At 65.3% G+C, this 15,893-nt stretch carries 16 protein-coding genes; 11 read left to right on the plus strand and 5 right to left on the minus strand.

The annotated features are described in order from the left end of the window. Positions 1-598: 598 nt before the first annotated feature. Together AB4Z43_RS16250 and AB4Z43_RS16255 are read left to right on the plus strand one after the other, a co-directional pair. On the plus strand, positions 599-1,363 hold the full coding sequence (locus AB4Z43_RS16250; protein ID WP_038648259.1) for a helix-turn-helix domain-containing protein: 765 nt from the start codon (positions 599-601) through the stop codon (positions 1,361-1,363). A gap of 150 nt (positions 1,364-1,513) precedes the next feature. Continuing rightward, entirely contained in the window at positions 1,514-2,188 is a 675-nt protein-coding gene (locus AB4Z43_RS16255; protein ID WP_019859547.1) for a GntR family transcriptional regulator, read from the plus strand. Here the strand turns inward: AB4Z43_RS16255 and AB4Z43_RS16260 are convergent. Beyond that, entirely contained in the window at positions 2,185-3,432 is a 1,248-nt protein-coding gene (locus AB4Z43_RS16260; RefSeq protein WP_019859548.1) for an NAD(P)/FAD-dependent oxidoreductase, read from the minus strand. The two genes, AB4Z43_RS16255 and AB4Z43_RS16260, sit on opposite strands and share 4 nt — an antisense overlap. Before the next feature lie 61 nt (positions 3,433-3,493). Then, positions 3,494-4,882, minus strand: a complete 1,389-nt coding sequence (locus AB4Z43_RS16265) for an aminotransferase-like domain-containing protein (RefSeq protein ID WP_019859549.1) — start codon at positions 4,880-4,882, stop codon at positions 3,494-3,496. A gap of 287 nt (positions 4,883-5,169) precedes the next feature. Here AB4Z43_RS16265 and AB4Z43_RS16270 point away from each other — a divergent pair, with 287 nt between their 5' ends. The 8 genes from AB4Z43_RS16270 to AB4Z43_RS16305 all read left to right on the plus strand — a co-directional run bounded on the left by AB4Z43_RS16270 (position 5,170) and on the right by AB4Z43_RS16305 (position 13,637). After that, positions 5,170-6,303 (plus strand): ABC transporter ATP-binding protein, encoded by a 1,134-nt coding sequence (locus AB4Z43_RS16270; RefSeq protein ID WP_441938383.1) that lies wholly within the window; start codon positions 5,170-5,172, stop codon positions 6,301-6,303. A 43-nt stretch (positions 6,304-6,346) separates the two neighbouring features. Next, positions 6,347-7,399, plus strand: a complete 1,053-nt coding sequence (locus AB4Z43_RS16275) for an ABC transporter substrate-binding protein (protein ID WP_441938385.1) — start codon at positions 6,347-6,349, stop codon at positions 7,397-7,399. Positions 7,400-7,405: 6 nt separating this feature from the next. Then, positions 7,406-8,686: an ABC transporter permease gene (locus AB4Z43_RS16280; protein WP_441938387.1), complete on the plus strand. Its 1,281-nt coding sequence runs from the start codon at positions 7,406-7,408 to the stop codon at positions 8,684-8,686. Positions 8,687-8,688: 2 nt separating this feature from the next. Then, the gene (locus tag AB4Z43_RS16285) at positions 8,689-9,516 is read left to right on the plus strand and encodes an ABC transporter permease (RefSeq protein WP_441938389.1); all 828 of its coding nucleotides are present in this window, start codon (positions 8,689-8,691) and stop codon (positions 9,514-9,516) included. Positions 9,517-9,963: 447 nt separating this feature from the next. Next, positions 9,964-10,269, plus strand: a complete 306-nt coding sequence (locus AB4Z43_RS16290; protein ID WP_019859554.1) for a hypothetical protein — start codon at positions 9,964-9,966, stop codon at positions 10,267-10,269. Between the two features lie 135 nt (positions 10,270-10,404). After that, complete coding sequence (locus tag AB4Z43_RS16295; RefSeq protein WP_064985825.1) at positions 10,405-10,902, plus strand: DUF2306 domain-containing protein; 498 nt, start codon at positions 10,405-10,407, stop codon at positions 10,900-10,902. Positions 10,903-11,040: 138 nt separating this feature from the next. Further along, positions 11,041-13,017, plus strand: coding sequence for an acyltransferase family protein (locus AB4Z43_RS16300; protein ID WP_441938392.1), 1,977 nt, complete (start codon positions 11,041-11,043; stop codon positions 13,015-13,017). 317 nt (positions 13,018-13,334) lie between these two features. Next, positions 13,335-13,637 (plus strand): hypothetical protein, encoded by a 303-nt coding sequence (locus AB4Z43_RS16305; RefSeq protein ID WP_038648275.1) that lies wholly within the window; start codon positions 13,335-13,337, stop codon positions 13,635-13,637. 58 nt (positions 13,638-13,695) lie between these two features. On the opposite strand, the gene AB4Z43_RS16310 is transcribed toward AB4Z43_RS16305, so the two are convergent. From AB4Z43_RS16310 to AB4Z43_RS16320, 3 genes are all read right to left on the minus strand, one after another. After that, on the minus strand, positions 13,696-14,289 hold the full coding sequence (locus AB4Z43_RS16310; RefSeq protein WP_441938394.1) for a DUF6456 domain-containing protein: 594 nt from the start codon (positions 14,287-14,289) through the stop codon (positions 13,696-13,698). A 174-nt stretch (positions 14,290-14,463) separates the two neighbouring features. Further along, on the minus strand, positions 14,464-14,841 hold the full coding sequence (locus tag AB4Z43_RS16315) for a hypothetical protein (protein ID WP_147377521.1): 378 nt from the start codon (positions 14,839-14,841) through the stop codon (positions 14,464-14,466). Further along, a complete protein-coding gene (locus AB4Z43_RS16320; RefSeq protein WP_441938396.1) occupies positions 14,762-15,463 on the minus strand; it encodes a YdaU family protein in 702 nt (233 codons plus the stop codon). The genes AB4Z43_RS16315 and AB4Z43_RS16320 overlap by 80 nt, the downstream gene beginning before the upstream one ends. 80 nt (positions 15,464-15,543) lie before the next feature. Here AB4Z43_RS16320 and AB4Z43_RS16325 point away from each other — a divergent pair, with 80 nt between their 5' ends. Beyond that, positions 15,544-15,825: a DUF982 domain-containing protein gene (locus AB4Z43_RS16325; protein ID WP_019859563.1), complete on the plus strand. Its 282-nt coding sequence runs from the start codon at positions 15,544-15,546 to the stop codon at positions 15,823-15,825. Positions 15,826-15,893: the final 68 nt, after the last annotated feature.

Raw genomic sequence — 15,893 nt, forward strand, 5'->3', positions numbered from 1 at the left:
GCCCTCCCCTGCGGCTATGTTGCCGACAGAAGAAGAAATCAGGAGCCTGATGCGTGGGCCTGCAAAGGCCCACGAAAAATCATCGACGTCGACTGACGCGGCGCGGGCACTCCCAAGGCCGGCAAAGTCTACTTGCGCACAATCCAGTCCAGAATATCCTGGTCGATTCCGCCAAGCACCCTGGCCTTCGCCGAAGGCCAGGGTGGGCACCTCGGGCTTGCCGCTTTCAAACGGCTCTAGGGCTTCGGGTTCAATATCCGCGCTTCGCGCAACAGCGATGTCCAATTGTTCCGCCCAAGAAAGGCGACAAGCTCGCGGGCCTGCGCTTCGGTGATCCCGGTTTTGTTGACCAAACGGCGAACAACGTCGTCCGTCGCGGCCGGTGGCTTCTCTTGCTCGTCAGTCATTTTTCGGATGTCCCTTCCGTGCGACCCAACGGCTGGCCGCACGCATTGGTTCCTGGCTTGAACAAGGATAATCCCGCGCCGCGCCATATTGGTCGAAGGTCCCATTCGCAGCGCCGCGATGTTGTGCGAGATTGGCGCAATATAAGCGATTACTTGAATAATGGTTCGGACGACTGTCGAGGGGCGGTTTCGTGCCAATTCGCAAGAATCTTGCCGCGAATCTGCGACGGCTGGTCAGCAGCCATGCGTCGGTGGCCGCCGTGTGCCGCGGGCTGAACATGAACCGCACCCAGTTCGAGCGCTATCTGCAAGGCAAGAGCGTGCCCAATCGGGCGACAGCCAGAATCATCTGCGACTATTTCCATATCGACGAGGATGAACTGTACCGCGCGCCGGAAGCCGCCGCGCCCGCACACCCGACCTTGCTGCCGATCCACCAGACGCTTTACGAGAACATGATGCGCGGCCCGGCTCCCGCCATCGCCGGCGGCACCTACTTCACCTACTTCACGATTCCCGACCGTCCCGACCTGCTGGTGCGGTCGGTCACCTTTGTGCGGCGCGAGCCCGAACTGGTGACCTTCCGGCGCGTCACCCGCTGGGCCGAGGGCCATCGACAGGGTGGAGCGCGCGTGCCCGGCTGGCATTATGGCGTGGCCATCTCCCGCCTGAACTGGATCTATTTCGCCGGCATCAACCGCCGCCAGACCAGGGAGCCGTCTGTCATAACCGTACAATGGGCACCCTTCTCGGACCCGGTTCTGGTCGGCAAGGCATTCGTCCTGACCGGTTCCGGACCGGCCTGCGTGTCGGTCATCATGCGCCAGGAAGTCGGCAGGATCAGCCTCAGGCAGGTGCTGGGGATGTGCCGGCCCGTCAGCCTCGACGACCCGCTCCTCGACCAGATCGTCGTCAGCCTTGTGCGCGAAGGCCAGGCAATTCCAGCAAAAGTGTGAAACGGTTTTCCCGGGGAAATGCGCGCGGCACTTTCCCCGGGAATTGCGCCCAGCAGGGAAATGCAGTGGTTAGGCATTTCCGTGAAACGATGAACCGCTTTAGACTGGCATTCCCGGTGGACAGGAAGCCGGAAGCAGCAGGGATACGCGATGCTCAACAGCTTCGACTATGGCGGCAAGGAAGCCGACACCGTGCATGCGCTGGAGGAAGACATCATCTTCGGCCGGCTGGCGCCCGGCACGCGCCTGGTCGAGGATGCGCTTTTGGCCCGCTTCCCGGTCTCGCGCCACATCATCCGCCAGGCGCTGTACCAGCTGGAAAAACTCGGCATCGTCACTCGCGAGCGCAACAAGGGCGCCATGGTGCGCCAGCTCTCGCCGGAAGAAGTGCGGCAGATCTACGAAGTGCGAGAAATGCTGCAGCGCCAGGCGGCGCTGATGATCCCCCTGCCGGTCAGCGAGGCGCTTATCGCGCAACTGGAGGAGATCCACCGCATCTACAGCGGCCATGTCGATGCAGGCTACCTCAGGGGCATCCACGAGGCCAATGACCGCTTCCACCTGACCATGTTCTCGGCCTGCGGCAATGCCTATCTTGTCGCCTCGATCGAACACTATATGCGCCTCAGCCTGCCGGTGCGGGCCAATTCGCTGGCCGACAGGGAAAAGCTCGACGTCTCGCGCCAGCACCACGCGATGATGATCCAGGCGCTGAAGCGCCGGGACAATTGGGTGCTGGCGCAGCTCTGCGTCGACCATCTGCAGCCCAGCAAGGTGTTTTATCTCCAGGAGATCGAGACGGCGCCGGCAGCCAGCGGCGGTTAGAACCGGCTGGCGGCGAAAGGCGCAAGCCTTTCGCTGTTGGGTCGCCGGCCGGCTATGAGGTCGCCAACCAGCCGCGCGGTGACGGCCGAGAGCGTCAGCCCAAGATGGCCATGGCCGAAGGCGTAGATCACGTTCGCATTGCCTGGCGACGGGCCGATGACCGGCCTGGAATCCGGCAAAGAAGGCCGGAAGCCCAGCCATTTTGAAGACGGCTGGCCGAGCGCGGGGAAAAACTGCCGCACACCGCGACCGAGCAGCGACAGCCGGCGCGGATTGGGTGGCGAGGCCAGCCGGCCGAGTTCGACGGTGCCGGCAACGCGCAGCCGGCCGGCCATCGGCGTCATGTAGAAGCCGAGATCGACCGGACACACCGGCCGCGTCAGCACCGGCGCCGGCGTCGCGAATTCGAGGTGATAGCCGCGCTCGGTTTCGAGCGGGATGCGGTCGCCGGCCTGCGCCGCCAGTGGCCGCGAAAAGGCACCGGCGGCGATCACCACCTTGTGGGCGCGCAGCCGCAGGCCGGGACCGCTGAGGTCGACACCGCCGGCATCGGCCTGCAGTTCTGTCACCTCGCCCCGCAGCAAGGCGACGCCCCGGCCTGTCGCCGCCTTCAGCAGCCGCGCCATCATGGTCTGGGGATCGGTGAGGTTCATCGACTGCGGAAAAAACAGCCCGCCACCCTGCACCGCCGGCAGGTTCGGTTCCAGCGCGGCCACTTCCTCCGGGCTGAGCACCGCCTGGTCGACGCCGAATTCGGCGCGCAACGCCCGGCTCGACGCGCCGCCGGCAAGATCGCCCGGGCGACGATAGAGATAGAGACAGCCATTGCGGCGCAGCAGATCGGCGGCATCGGCCTCGACAGCCATCTCCTCCCAGGCCGGCAGGGAATCGGCCAGCAGCCCGGCCATCGCCACGGCATTGGCATGGGTGGCGGCCGGCAGCGACTGCCTGACAAACCGCAGCAGCCACGGCGCCAGATGCATGAGCGCGCTCCAGCGCAGCGAGAACGGACTGTCGGCGTCAAGAAGCAGTTTCGGCAGCGCGCGCAGCACCGCGGGATTGCCGACCGGCATGCAGGCATATTCGGCGAGCGTCCCAGCATTGCCAAACGAGGCGCCCGAGCCCGGCTCGTTGGGATCGATGAGCACGACTTCGCGGCCGTCGCCGGCCAGCCGCAGCGCCGTCGCCAGCCCGACCACGCCGGCCCCGATGACGGCGATCTCGACACTCTTCGAAGCTGTCACTTGTTGTTCCCCCACGCCTGTCCTTGTCGCAAAACCACGCCGCCCTTTTGGGCGGCAGACATCAGACAAAACCCGGCAATTGCAGATGCCCGGCCGACAGCAGCTCGGCCATGATGGTCAGCGCCGTGCGCAGATCGTCCTGCGAACGCGCCGCACCGACATTGATGCGCACGCCGTGCTGGACCGGCTCGCGGCCGACGGCGAAGGCATCGCCCGGCAGCAGCGCCACGCCGCGCTCCAGGCACGTGCGAGCAAAGCCGGCGCCGCGCCAGGGCTCGGGCAGGCGCAGCCAGGCATGTGTGGCGCTCGGCTGGCTCTGGACATCGTAGCGGCCGAGGATTTCGCTGAGGATCGCCTGGCGCTGGCGCAGTTCCTGTTTCTGCACCTCGATGATCCGCGCTGCTGCCCCGTCCTCGATCATGCGCGCGCCGATCAGCGCCGTCAGCGGGCTGATGCTCCAGCAATTGATGCGCAGCGCCGCCGCGACCTGCCCGGCAATGGCGCGCGGCGCGATGACGAAGCCGAGCCGCAAGCCGGGCGCCAGGCATTTCGACAGCGCGCCGATATGCACCGTCAGTTCCGGCTCCAGGATGGCGAAGGAAGGCAAGGCCTCGTCGGCCAAGGGACGGTAGACGTCATCCTCGATGATCAGCACATTGTGACGGCGCGCCACGGCGGCAAGCTCGTGGCGGCGCGCTTCGCTGAGCGTAATCGTCGTCGGGTTGTGCAGCGTCGGCACCAGGAACACCGCGCGGGGGCGCAGCTGCGCGCAAGCGGCGTCGAAAGCATCAGGCCGCATGCCGCCGCGATCCATGGCGACGCCCCGCAGATCCAGCCCGTGCACCCGGCAGAGCGCGTTGATGCCCTGATAGGTCACCTCGTCGGCCAGCACCACCTCGCCCTGCCTGGTTACCGCGCCAAGCAGGCAATCGAGCCCGTGCTGGGCGCCGGCCGCCAGCACAACGCGGCCGGGGTCGCCGTCACCGGCAACCGCTTTGAGCCAATCGGCGATCGCCGCGCGTGCCCACAGCGGCCCTTCCGGCGGATGGTAATCCTGCAGCGAGGCATAGTGCGGATCCTTGGGCAGGCGCGGCAAGAGAGCCGCCAGCGCGTCGAGATAGGCCGAGGTGGCGGGCCGGTTGACCGAGAGGTCGATGATGCCGCTCTCGTCGCTGGGCGCCGAGACGAAACCGGGCCGTTCGCCGGCCTGCCTGGCCGCCACCGTGGTGCCTCGCCCCGGCCGCGCCTCCAGCAGGCCGCGCTGCTGCAGCGTCGCCAGCGCCCGCGTCACCGTGGTGACGTTGATGCCGAGCGCCCGCGCAATGTCGCGCTGCGGCGGCAGCCGGTCGCCGACCGCCAGCGTGCCGGCGGCAATACGCTCGGCGATCGCGTCGGCGAGACGGCGATAGACCGGACTTTCATCCTCGGTAAGGCGGAGATCACTGAGCATGCGGACAGGATTCGGCTGGAGCTGATGTAAGCGCTCTAGCATAAGACAATCCGCCGGACAATAGCGCTTGTGTGACTCAAAACCGGAGAACTCCAAGCAAAAATATCACACAATTGCCGAAAAACTGGCTTGACGCCCAAAGTTGTATGCATCTATGCTCAGATTCAGAATGATTGTGTGAGCATACAAGTTTGGACGACCCGCCGAGAAGCGGGCTTCCAATGGGATGGAACCATGCATCACAAGGCGCATAATGCTTCAGCCGGTACGTTTCGGGATCGCGCCCGATGAGCGCCCTGGCCGCATCATCGCCAGCCTCGGCTTCTGCCGCCGGCCCGGCCTTCGTCGATTTCGTCGATGTCGAAAAATCCTATGACGGCCGCGCCTTCGCGGTGACCAGGCTGAACCTCGGCGTGGCGCGCGGCGAATTCCTCACCCTGCTCGGCCCATCCGGCTCGGGCAAGACGACGACGCTCAACATGCTGGCCGGCTTCGAACGGCCGACCAGCGGCACCATCACGCTGGAAGGCAGGCCGGTCGACCGGCTGCCGCCCTACCAGCGCAACATCGGCATGGTGTTCCAGAACTACGCGCTGTTCCCGCATATGAGCGTGGCGGAGAACGTCGCCTTCCCGCTCTCCGTGCGGCAGGTGAGCAAGGCCGACATTGCCGGCCGCGTCGGCCGCGCGCTGGACATGGTGCGGCTGAAGCAGTTCGGCGACCGCAAGCCGGCGCAGCTTTCCGGCGGCCAGCAGCAGCGCGTGGCGCTGGCCCGCGCGCTGGTGTTCGAGCCGAGCCTGGTGCTGATGGACGAGCCGCTCGGCGCGCTCGACAAGAAATTGCGCGAGCACATGCAGCTCGAGATCAAGCAGATTCACACCATGCTCGGCGTCACCATCGTCTACGTCACCCATGACCAGAGCGAAGCGCTGACCATGTCCGACCGCGTCGCCGTCTTCAACAATGGCGCCATCGCCCAGCTCGGCTCGCCCGACGATCTCTACAACGCCCCGCAAAGTTCCTTCGTGGCGAGCTTCATCGGCGAGAACAACACGCTGGAAGGCATCGTCGACCGCGTTTCGGGCAAGGAATGCCGCGTGCGGCTGACCGGCGGGGGCGAACTCACGGCGCTCGCTATCGGCGTGGCGCAGGGCAATGCCTGCCATGTCGCCATCCGCCCCGAGCGGCTGAGCCTTATGCCGGCCGGTGCCAACGCCCTGCCCGCGACGGTCGACGGCCGCATTTATCTTGGCGACCATCTGCGGCTTCTGGCCCGGCTCGGCAACGACCAGGTGCTGACCGTCAAGGTCGGCCCCGAGGCGACCATGGCCAATGGCGAGGCCGTCACGGTCTCCTGCGCGCCGCAGGACTGCCGCGCCTTTCCCGCAGATGCCGCGGCCGCCAAGGCAGGGCCGTCCTGAACCAAGCCAAGAACAGATCCATCTCAAAAACAGGGGAAGAAAAATGAAAACCGCAAAAACCCGGATGCTCGCCTTCGCCGCGGCCACCGCACTGTTCAGCATCGGCCACGCCGCGCTTGCCGATGAATTGTCGATCATGGCCAGCGGCGGCGCCTGGCAGGATGCCCAGCGCAAGGCCTGGTTCGAGCCGTTCAGCAAGGAGACCGGTGCAAAAATCCTCGAGCAGGAATATCTCGGCGATCTCGGCAAGGTCAAAGCCATGGTCGACACCGGCAACGTGCCGATCGACCTGGTGACGGTGGAAACCGCGACCGTGCTGCAGGGCTGCGACGCAGGCATTCTGGAACGCCTCGACTATTCAAAGATCGGCCCACGCGACAAATTCATCGAGGGCTCGGCGCTCGATTGCGGTGTCGGTCTCGATGCTTACGGCGACATCCTCGCCTATGACCCGACCGTGCTGAAGGAAGCGCCGACCTCGGTGCTCGACCTCTTCGACACCAAGAAGTTTCCGGGCAAGCGCGCCATGCGCAAATTCCCGGCGCAGAACCTCGAATGGGCGCTGATGGCCGACGGCGTCGCACCCGCCGACGTCTACAAGGTGCTGGCGACACCGGAAGGCGTCGACCGCGCCTTCAAGAAGCTCGACACCATCAAGAACGACATCGTCTGGTGGGATGCCGGCGCGCAGCCGGCGCAGCTGCTCGCCTCCAAGGAAGTGGTGATGACCACCGCCTGGAACGGCCGCATCCAGAACGCCATCGACACCGACAAGAAGCCCTTCAAGATCGTCTGGAACAACCAGATCCTCGAATACGACATGATCGCCATTCCGAAGGGCGCCAAGATCCCTGAGCTCGCCTACAAATACCTGGCCTATATCTCCAAGCCGGAAAACAACGCCAAGCTCGCCAGCTACATCACCTATGGGCCGGTGCGCACCGATGCGGCTTCGTTCGTCGCGGCCGATGCCTTGCCGAAACTGCCCAACGCGCCCGACCATCTGGCCGGCGCCTACCTCGTCGCCGACACCGAGTTCTGGGGCGACTATGGCGAGGACCTGGTCAAGCGCTTCAACGCCTGGCTGGCGCAGTAGACCCTGATGTCGGCGCTGCAGCCCAGCGAACTCGACCGGCCCGCGCTGGCCCGCGGCCGGCCGGCCGCCGGCGCGGATCCCAAAACCGCGTCGGCGGCGATGCGGCGCGCCGAATTCGGCGACCGGCTGCGTTCGCTGGCGCTGGCAGCACCCCTGCTCCTGCTTTTGGCCCTGAGCTTCGGCATCCCGATCGTGCTGCTGCTGTCGCGCGCCGTCTACGACCCGACCATCGCCGACGCTCTGCCGCGCACCAGCCAGGCCCTTGCCGACTGGAACGGCCAGGTCCTGCCTGCGGACGCCGCCTTCATCGCGCTCGCCGCCGACCTCAGCGAAAACCAAGCCAAGGGCACCGCTTATGAGCTGGCCAAGGCGCTCAACGCACGCCTGCCCGGCGCCCGCAGCCAGGTGCTGAAAACCGTGCGCCAGCTCGAAGGCGCCGCCGGCAAACCGCCGCTCGAGATCGTCAAAGCCGTGCCCTTCTTGTCGGCGCCAGGCACCTGGCCGACCATCGCCAACGGCACCCACGCCCTCACCTCGTTTTACCTGCTGAGCGCCCTCGACCTCAGGTGGAACGCCGATGGCGGCATCGAGCGCGTGCCGCCCGAACAGGCGATCTTCCTGCAAGTGTTCCTGCGCACCTTCTTCGTCGCCGCCGCCGTGACGCTTGCCACCTTGCTGCTCGGCTTTCCCCTCGCCTATCTCATAGCGAGCGTGCCGAAAGGGCTGGCGGCGATCCTGATCGTGGCGGTGCTGTTGCCGTTCTGGACCTCGATCCTGGTGCGCACCGCCGCCTGGACGGTGCTCTTGCAGAAATTCGGCCTGGTCAACGACATGCTGCTGTGGCTCGGCTTCGCCTCCGAGCGGCTCGATTTGATGTACAGCCGCATCGGCCTGATCATCGCCATGACGCATATACAGCTGCCCTTCACGCTGCTGCCGATCTACTCCGTCATGCGCACCATCGCGCCCTCGCAGATGAAGGCTGCCTATTCGCTCGGCGCTAGACCCTTCACTGCCTTCCGGCGCGTCTACCTCCCGCAGGTTTTCCCCGGCGTCATGGCCGGTTGCCTGCTCACCTTCATCCTGTGCCTCGGCTACTACATCACCCCGGCCCTGATCGGCGGCGCCAGCGACCAGCTGATCAGCAACTTCATCGCCAATTACGTCAATGTCGAACTGAACTGGGAGATGGCGGCGGCGCTCTCCTTCATCCTGCTGGTCTTCACCCTGGCCCTGTTCGGCATCTTCGCCCGCATCCTCGGCCTCGACCGCCTGAAGATGGTGTAGCCATGCTGCTCTCGCCCTACCCCACTCCTGGTGAACGCATCCGCGTCGCGCTGCTTTGGCTGTGGTGCGGGCTGGTCATCCTGTTCCTGCTGGTGCCGATCCTCATCCCTGTGCCGCTTTCCTTCAACAGCGGCGCCTTCTTCATCTTCCCGCTCGAAGGCCTGTCGACGCGCTGGTACGAGGTGGTGCTGGGCACGCAGCGCTGGCAGTCGGCGATCGGCAACAGCCTGATCGTCGCCTTCGGCACGACGCTGATCGCCACAACGCTCGGCACGCTGACGGCCATCGCACTGTCGAACGAGAAATTTCCCGGCCGCCGCATCGTCTTGCCGCTGCTGCTCTCGCCGCTGATCGTGCCCGTGGTGATCACCGCCGTCGGCTCGTATCTGTTCTACGCCCGCATCGGGCTCGCCAGCACCTATGCCGGCATCATCCTGGCGCATACCGCGCTTGCCAGCCCCTTCGTCGTCGTCACCGTGGGCGCCAGCCTCACCGGCTTCGACCGCAATCTGATGCGCGCCGCCGCCATCTCGGGCGCGAAACCGCTGACCGCCTTCTTCCGGGTGATGCTGCCGCTGATCCTGCCCGGCGTGCTTTCGGGCGCTGCCTTTGCCTTCGTCACTTCCTTCGACGAGGTGGTGGTGGTGCAGTTCCTGGCCAGTGCCGGCCAGCGCACCATGCCGCTAGAAATGTTCATTGGCCTGCGCGAAAAACTCTCGCCCGCCATCACCGCCGCCGCGACGCTGATGATGGCGCTGTCGATCGTGCTTTTGGTGGTGGCGAACCTGCTTGCCCGACGCGGCCAGGCTCGCCGGCCAGCAAACGGCTGAGACCGACCATCGGCGACAGCCGGCGTACGCGACAGTGAAACTTTTCGCATGTCGTTCCCGTGGCTTTTTGGGATCGCCTCCCGGGCGATCGCAGACCTCCGATCAATGCCCCGCCGGTGCTGCCGGTGGGGCCTTTTTTGAGGCCGCCGGCGCGGAACAATCAGAGAGCCGGGAAGTTCTCAAATCGCTGGGCTCCTAGACGTCCGGCCAACTTCGGCGCTGGCCACGGTGCACGTCGGGGCAAGTCGTTGTGCAGCCATCCGCCAACAGATGAGAGCTTTCCCCTGCGCGAATGAATGAAACTCGCAAACGTTGAAATCTTTCGTATGCCATTTTTAGAAAACCGAGTTCATTTTGCGTGGGAAATTGGAACTTTTACCCAAATCCTCCCGTTACACCCTTGATCGTTGCTTAGACGGTCACAAAGCAACAGCGAAGGAATCCATTATGAATACCAAGATGATCTGCTTTGGCGCCATGGCGCTTTCGATGGTTGCCGGCTCGGCTCTCGCCGCATCGGGCAGCGGGACCTCGGCTCTCGACGACCCGGCCAAGATGCAGCCCTTCTACACGGACTCCACCATGAAGAAGATGCGCAGCAATGACGAGTTCATCAAGGCCTGGAAAGCGCTGACGCCGGAAGACCAGAAGATGGTGATGGCGGCCTGCGATGATGAGGCCAAGAACGCCAATCCCACCAACGCCCATCCGGAATTCTGCAGCAGCGTGAAACAGAACGGCGGCAGCAAGTAACGCTCCCAGACCATTGAAAAAACAGCCCCGTTGGCGGGGCTGTTTTTTTGGGCGGCCGGATCGAGAAGTCGCATCGCCGTCCTTGCTGCCTCAGCGTCTCATCGGCCATAATCCGCGATATCGTGGAGAACACCGATGTCGCTCAGCCCCTTGTTCCATGCCTCGCCCGTCATCCAGCTCCACGCGCTGATCGCCATTGCCGCGCTGCTGCTCGGCGCCGTGCAGCTTTGGCGCACCAAGGGCGACCGGCTCCACCGCGCGCTTGGCCGCGTCTGGGTGGCGCTGATGGCGACGGTCGCCGGCTCCGGCCTGTTCATCTGGACGATCCGCCTGTGGGGACCGTTCAGCCCGATCCACCTTCTGTCGCTGTTCGTACTGGTGATGCTGTGGCGCGGCGTGCGCGCCGCGCGCGGCGGCAACATTGCCGCCCACCGCCGCATCATGCAGGGCACCTATATTTTCGGGCTCATCATCACCGGACTTTTGACCTTCATTCCCGGCCGCACCATGTATGCCGTCGCCTTCGGCCCGCAGGGCGCGACACCGCAGAAGCTGGCGATCTTCGCCGCTTTGGTCATCCTCGCGGCAGCGGCCGGCCTCTACGCCTCGCGCAGTGCGCGGGTGCCGGGCTGAGTGTCAGCCGGCGTAGCCGCCGCCTTTCCGACCATTTCCTTGTTCTGGCCATGTTGCACTGCGAAAACATTGTTGCATTGCGATATCGGCCGGTTGCGCCGAGACAAGTGGCGGGCTTTAAGTAACGAAGGAGCTGTCGTGGCGGCATCGTTTCGGCCTGATATACAGGGATTGCGCGCGCTGGCGGTCGGTGGCGTCGTGGCCTATCATTTCGGGCTCTCGGCACTGCCCGGCGGCTTTGCCGGCGTCGATATCTTCTTCGTCATTTCCGGCTGGCTGATAACCACGCACCTTATGGGCGAGATCACCGAGACCGGCCGGCTCGACCTCTGGCGCTTCTATGCGCGGCGCGCCCGGCGCCTCCTGCCGGCGGCCCTGTTCGTCATCCTGGTGACGCTTGGCCTCGGCTATTTCATCCTGGCGCCGCAGGAGCAGGCGCTCTATTCGCGCGGCGCCATGTTCGCCTCGGCCTATGCCATCAATCTGTGGCTGCTGCGCTGGTCGTTCGATTATTTCGCCGCCGACGCCTTGAGCAACCCCTTCATCCACTTCTGGTCGCTGTCAGTGGAGGAGCAGTTCTACCTCGTCTGGCCGGCTCTGCTGCTCTGCGCCGCCTGGCTGCGTCCGGGCCGACGCATGGCTGTCGTGGTGATCGGCGTCGCCGGCCTCGCCTCCTTCGCCGCCTGCCTGTGGCTGACCAGCCTCTCGCCGGCCTGGGCCTTCTACTTCTCGCCGCTGCGCGCCTGGGAGTTCGCCGCCGGCGGCCTGGCGACGCAGGCGCCGGCGGCCTTGTGGCAACAGCGGCCATGGCTGCGATCAGCGGAAGGCTGGCTCGGCCTGGTGCTGATCGCGGTCGCCTATCTCAGCTTGAGCGAGGACCTGCCCTTCCCCGGCTGGTATGCGCTGCTGCCGGTCGCCGGCACGGTGCTGGTGCTGCTGAGCGGCGCCGGCGAAGAGAACGATGCGGCGGAAACCAGCCCGGCCCGCTGGCAGGCTCTTGCGCCTGCCTCCGTGCTTTCGCTAGCGCCCCTGCAGTGGGTCGGCACGCTCTCCTATTCGCTCTATCTCTGGCACTGGCCTGTCATCGTCTATGCCGGCATGCTGGCGCCGGATCTCAGCATCCTCCAGCGCTTCGGCTGCGGCGCGCTGGCGCTGGCGCTGGCATTCCTGACCTATCATCTGATCGAGAACCCGGCGCGGCGCGGCGGCTGGCTGACCGTTGGCGCTCGAGCACTCGCCCCCGCCCTGGCGCTGACCGGCATGGGCGTGGCGGCGGCCTATGCCAACGCGCATCTGGCGACACGCAACATCGACCCCGCCCAGCGCGGCATCGAACAGGCCGCCGAACAGCCCTCCATCGCGCGCGCCGTCGACAAGAACTGCCTGCTCGACTTCCACACGGTGAAGCCGAAACCCTGCACCTTCGGCCCGGCCGACGCCGCCCACACCATCGTGCTGTTCGGCGATTCGCACGCCGACCATTGGTCGACGCCGCTGGTCGAAGCGGCCAAGCGCAACGACACCAAGGTGGTCACCTATCTCAAATCCTCGTGCCGCGCGTCACGGCTTTCGACCTTCAACACGGTGCTGAAGCGCGACTACACCGAATGCGACGCCTGGCGCGAACAGGCGATCACGGACATCATCCGCCGCAAGCCGCGCCTGGTGGTGATCTCGGAATTCTCGATCGGCAATCTGACGCGCGACATGCCCGCCGCCGGCCGCAAGGCCGAGACCGCGCGCTGGCAGGCCGGCCTGCGCTCCACACTGCAGGCCTTCAGCCAGGCCGGCGTCGAGACCGCCGTCATCCGCGACACGCCGATCGGCGACAGTTTCGCCGATTCCTGCGTGGCCCGCGCTTTGTGGTGGCGCGAAGCCCCCTCGCGCTGCGACACGCCGAGGGCTGAGGCCGCGAACGACAGCACTGCGGCGCAAGAGCGCGCCGTGGTGAAAAGCGTGCCCGACACGCGCTATGTCGACCTCACCGACCGCTTCTGCGGCCCGACACAGTGTCACGTGTTCATCGGTGGCAAACTGGCGTTTCGTGACAGGCACCATCTGGCGACGGCCTTTGCGGAGACGCTGGAAGGGCCGTTGGAGAAGGCGCTGTTTTAGGGAGACAAAGCGCTTCTTCCTTCTCCCCTTGTGGGAGAAGGTGGCCTCGCGAAGCGAGGTCGGATGAGGGGTGTTCCAGGGAATGCCGACGCCTCACTCCGCTGGAACACCCCTCATCCGTCTCGGCGCTACGCGCCGATCCACCTTCTCCCGCAAGGGGAGAAGGGAAGAGCCCCTCACCCGGCCTCAACCGGTTCCGCCACATAGCGCCCAAGCGTCACCTTTCCGCGCTCTGGTCTGGTCGGTGGATCGTAAAATCCATGGAACGCGCCCGCCTCCCGGGAGTTATATTAGATCAACCTGAAAAGGAGGTAGCCATGAAGAAGCTCCTGCTTGTCTCGGTTATCGCCATTGCTTCGGCGGCGGCGATGATCGCCCCGGCCGCCGCCCGCAGTCACGTCTTTATCGGTATCGGCGGCTACGACAATTCTTACGGCAATGACTATTACGATGGCTATGGGGACTATGGCGGCGGGCGTTATGTCTATAGCCCCTACGACCCCTATGATGACGGCTACAGGCCCCGTTATTTCCACCGGCACCACCATTGCCACATCGAAGTGATCAATCACTGGCGCCATCATCACAGGATCGTCGAGGAAGTCCGCGTCTGCGGATAATCTGATCCCGTGAACTGATCCGGCCGGCATCGCCGGCCGGATTGGTTCGCGCCGGCCCTCACCGCCACATCATCATCCCATAGTGCACCGCCAGCAGGTCCAGCCCGACCTTCAACAGCTTCGTCACCACATCCCTGCCCTCGCCCGTCTGTTCCGCCAGGCTCTTGATCGAGCCGCCCACGCAGCAGACTTGTCGTACCACCACCGCGACCTCCCAGTGCCCCAGCGCCCTGGTGGCGGCGGCATGCGCCCGGCCGGAGTCGAGCACGCTGTCGGCGATGCCGCCGCCATGGCGGCCGCCGTCGACGCGCTCGCTCCAGCGCATCGGCTTCACGCTCGCCTGCTGGCTGCACTGGAAATCCTCGCGGTAGCGCTGGCCGGCCTCGCGCTGCTGGCGCGACAGCGAGGTGATGCCCAGGAGCGGGTCGACATTGCGCACCCGCACGATGCCACCGGTGGAGGTGTAGCCGTCATTCGACACTTCATAGACGCGCCGCGCTTCGGCCGTGCCGGTGGCCAGCCGCTTGCGGCCGAAGGCGTCGTCGCTGAGCGCGAAATCATGGCCGAGCTCGCGGCGGATGCGCACCTGCTCTGCCTCGCCCTTCGGCAGTTTGGGGGCCTGCGGCTTGCCGGCTTTGGCTTTTTTGGGCATGGGTGGCTCCTTGGGTTGGGTGGTTGGATGGTGAGCTGGCCTTGCAGAACTTGGGTTCCTCGCCCCCGCGAAGCGGGGGAGAGGTGGATCGGGCGAAGCCCGAGACGGAGCGGGGGTAGCGCCGACGGTCGAAGGGAAACGGCCCGACGTACAACGGGATTTCGTGCTCCATCCTCAACCGGCTTTGGCTTGGCGGAGGTCGCCCCCCTCTCCGTCCCGGCTTCGCCGGGCCACCTCTCCCCCGCCTTGCGGGGGCGAGGAACCTAAGATTTGTGAGGCCGCCCGCCGCGCCATCAGCTCGCGCATCACCCGTCGCTCCCGCAGCTCGATGCAGAGCTGCGCGCTCGATGGGCAGAACTGGGCGTTGCCGCTTTTCACCTCGCCGCGCACGAAGCGCTGGATGGCGGCCTGCAGATCGGCAAGCTCGGCGTCGCGCACCGCGCCGAGATAGCCACGCATCTGCATCTCGACGTCAGTCAGGGCGGATTGCGGGAAGCATGAGAACATCGCGGCCAGCGCTTTCGTCGCCTGCTGCAGTTCGGCTGCGGTCATGGCTGCGGATCTCCTCGATGATGGCGTTGGCGGCGTCGGTGTGGGTTTTCGGCCGCTGCCAGCCGGGTTTCTTCCTCGAAAAACCGGGAGTTGGTCTGTTTCTGCCCGCAGCAGGGGACAAATGCTGCGCATTTTCAGAGGAGCCCCCTGCCACCTCTTGATCTCCATGAGTCGAAAAATGCTGCGCATTTTCAGGGGAAAAAGCGGAAGCTTTTTCACTCTGGTTTCTGGAGTCTGGAGAATGCCGTGGCAAAACTCCGGCATTTGCCGCCCCATGAGCCTTTGTTTTCAAGGCGGTGGCGGTTCCACCGCGTGCGCCGGCGGCGGCCCTCGCCTCGCTTTTGACCTGCGCCTTGTGCAATTCCCTGGTCAGCCTCTTGTGGCCGATCTCGCCCGCCTCGCGCTCGAAGAAGCTCAGCAGATCGACGCTGATGGCGCGCCATCTTTTCAGGGAAAGGCGCGCCACCCGCGCCAGCTTGGCGTCGTCGTCGGGCAGCCGGCCGCCGGCGTTCCACATCGCCATCAGGATCAGCATGTAAGCGCCGATCTGCTCGGTGGAGAGCGGCAAGGTGTCGCCGACGAAATCGGAGACATAGAGCTGCATGAAGGGCCGCTCGCTCATGTGGTGCCTGCACGCAAGCTAATGGAACCAGCCGCCGGCCCGCACGTTATGACGCGTCCGTGCCAAGGGGAGGTTTGCCGATGACGGCGTTCATGCCGATTACGCTGCGCTTTTGCGACAACAAGACCATGCTGGTCGGCTCGGTAGCCGACGCCGAAACGGCATTGCGGCACCAATGGCCCGACAAGACCGCACCCGCCTATATCGAAGCCGCAAGGCTGGTCAGGTTGGCGGTCGAGGGCAGTTGCTGCCCGCGAACGGCCTTCGAGGCCTTCAGCAAGACCGCCAGGCAACAGGGCATATTGGTGGTGAAGCCGAGAAGCCGCGCGCATGACTGGCTCGACGCCGCCGCCGGCCCGTGACGCCGCGGCGATGCAACCGCGTGGCGGCCTTGCGCGTTTATAAGCGCGGGCTTTATAGTCTCGCTGAG

Origin of the sequence: Mesorhizobium sp. 2RAF45 (genome assembly GCF_052115225.1) — a bacterium.
Classification (GTDB): Bacteria; Pseudomonadota; Alphaproteobacteria; order Rhizobiales; family Rhizobiaceae; genus Mesorhizobium; species Mesorhizobium jarvisii.

What these genes read in the sequence shown, in the direction of transcription:
- AB4Z43_RS16270 (WP_441938383.1), top strand. Translation starts at nt 5,170, where the DNA reads ATGAGCGCCCTGGCCGCATCATCGCCAGCCTCGGCTTCTGCCGCCGGC.
- AB4Z43_RS16310 (WP_441938394.1), bottom strand. Translation starts at nt 14,289, where the DNA reads ATGCCCAAAAAAGCCAAAGCCGGCAAGCCGCAGGCCCCCAAACTGCCG.
- AB4Z43_RS16285 (WP_441938389.1), top strand. Translation starts at nt 8,689, where the DNA reads ATGCTGCTCTCGCCCTACCCCACTCCTGGTGAACGCATCCGCGTCGCG.
- AB4Z43_RS16265 (WP_019859549.1), bottom strand. Translation starts at nt 4,882, where the DNA reads ATGCTCAGTGATCTCCGCCTTACCGAGGATGAAAGTCCGGTCTATCGC.
- AB4Z43_RS16255 (WP_019859547.1), top strand. Translation starts at nt 1,514, where the DNA reads ATGCTCAACAGCTTCGACTATGGCGGCAAGGAAGCCGACACCGTGCAT.
- AB4Z43_RS16275 (WP_441938385.1), top strand. Translation starts at nt 6,347, where the DNA reads ATGAAAACCGCAAAAACCCGGATGCTCGCCTTCGCCGCGGCCACCGCA.
- AB4Z43_RS16295 (WP_064985825.1), top strand. Translation starts at nt 10,405, where the DNA reads ATGTCGCTCAGCCCCTTGTTCCATGCCTCGCCCGTCATCCAGCTCCAC.
- AB4Z43_RS16280 (WP_441938387.1), top strand. Translation starts at nt 7,406, where the DNA reads ATGTCGGCGCTGCAGCCCAGCGAACTCGACCGGCCCGCGCTGGCCCGC.
- AB4Z43_RS16305 (WP_038648275.1), top strand. Translation starts at nt 13,335, where the DNA reads ATGAAGAAGCTCCTGCTTGTCTCGGTTATCGCCATTGCTTCGGCGGCG.
- AB4Z43_RS16325 (WP_019859563.1), top strand. Translation starts at nt 15,544, where the DNA reads ATGACGGCGTTCATGCCGATTACGCTGCGCTTTTGCGACAACAAGACC.
- AB4Z43_RS16320 (WP_441938396.1), bottom strand. Translation starts at nt 15,463, where the DNA reads ATGAGCGAGCGGCCCTTCATGCAGCTCTATGTCTCCGATTTCGTCGGC.
- AB4Z43_RS16315 (WP_147377521.1), bottom strand. Translation starts at nt 14,841, where the DNA reads ATGACCGCAGCCGAACTGCAGCAGGCGACGAAAGCGCTGGCCGCGATG.
- AB4Z43_RS16290 (WP_019859554.1), top strand. Translation starts at nt 9,964, where the DNA reads ATGAATACCAAGATGATCTGCTTTGGCGCCATGGCGCTTTCGATGGTT.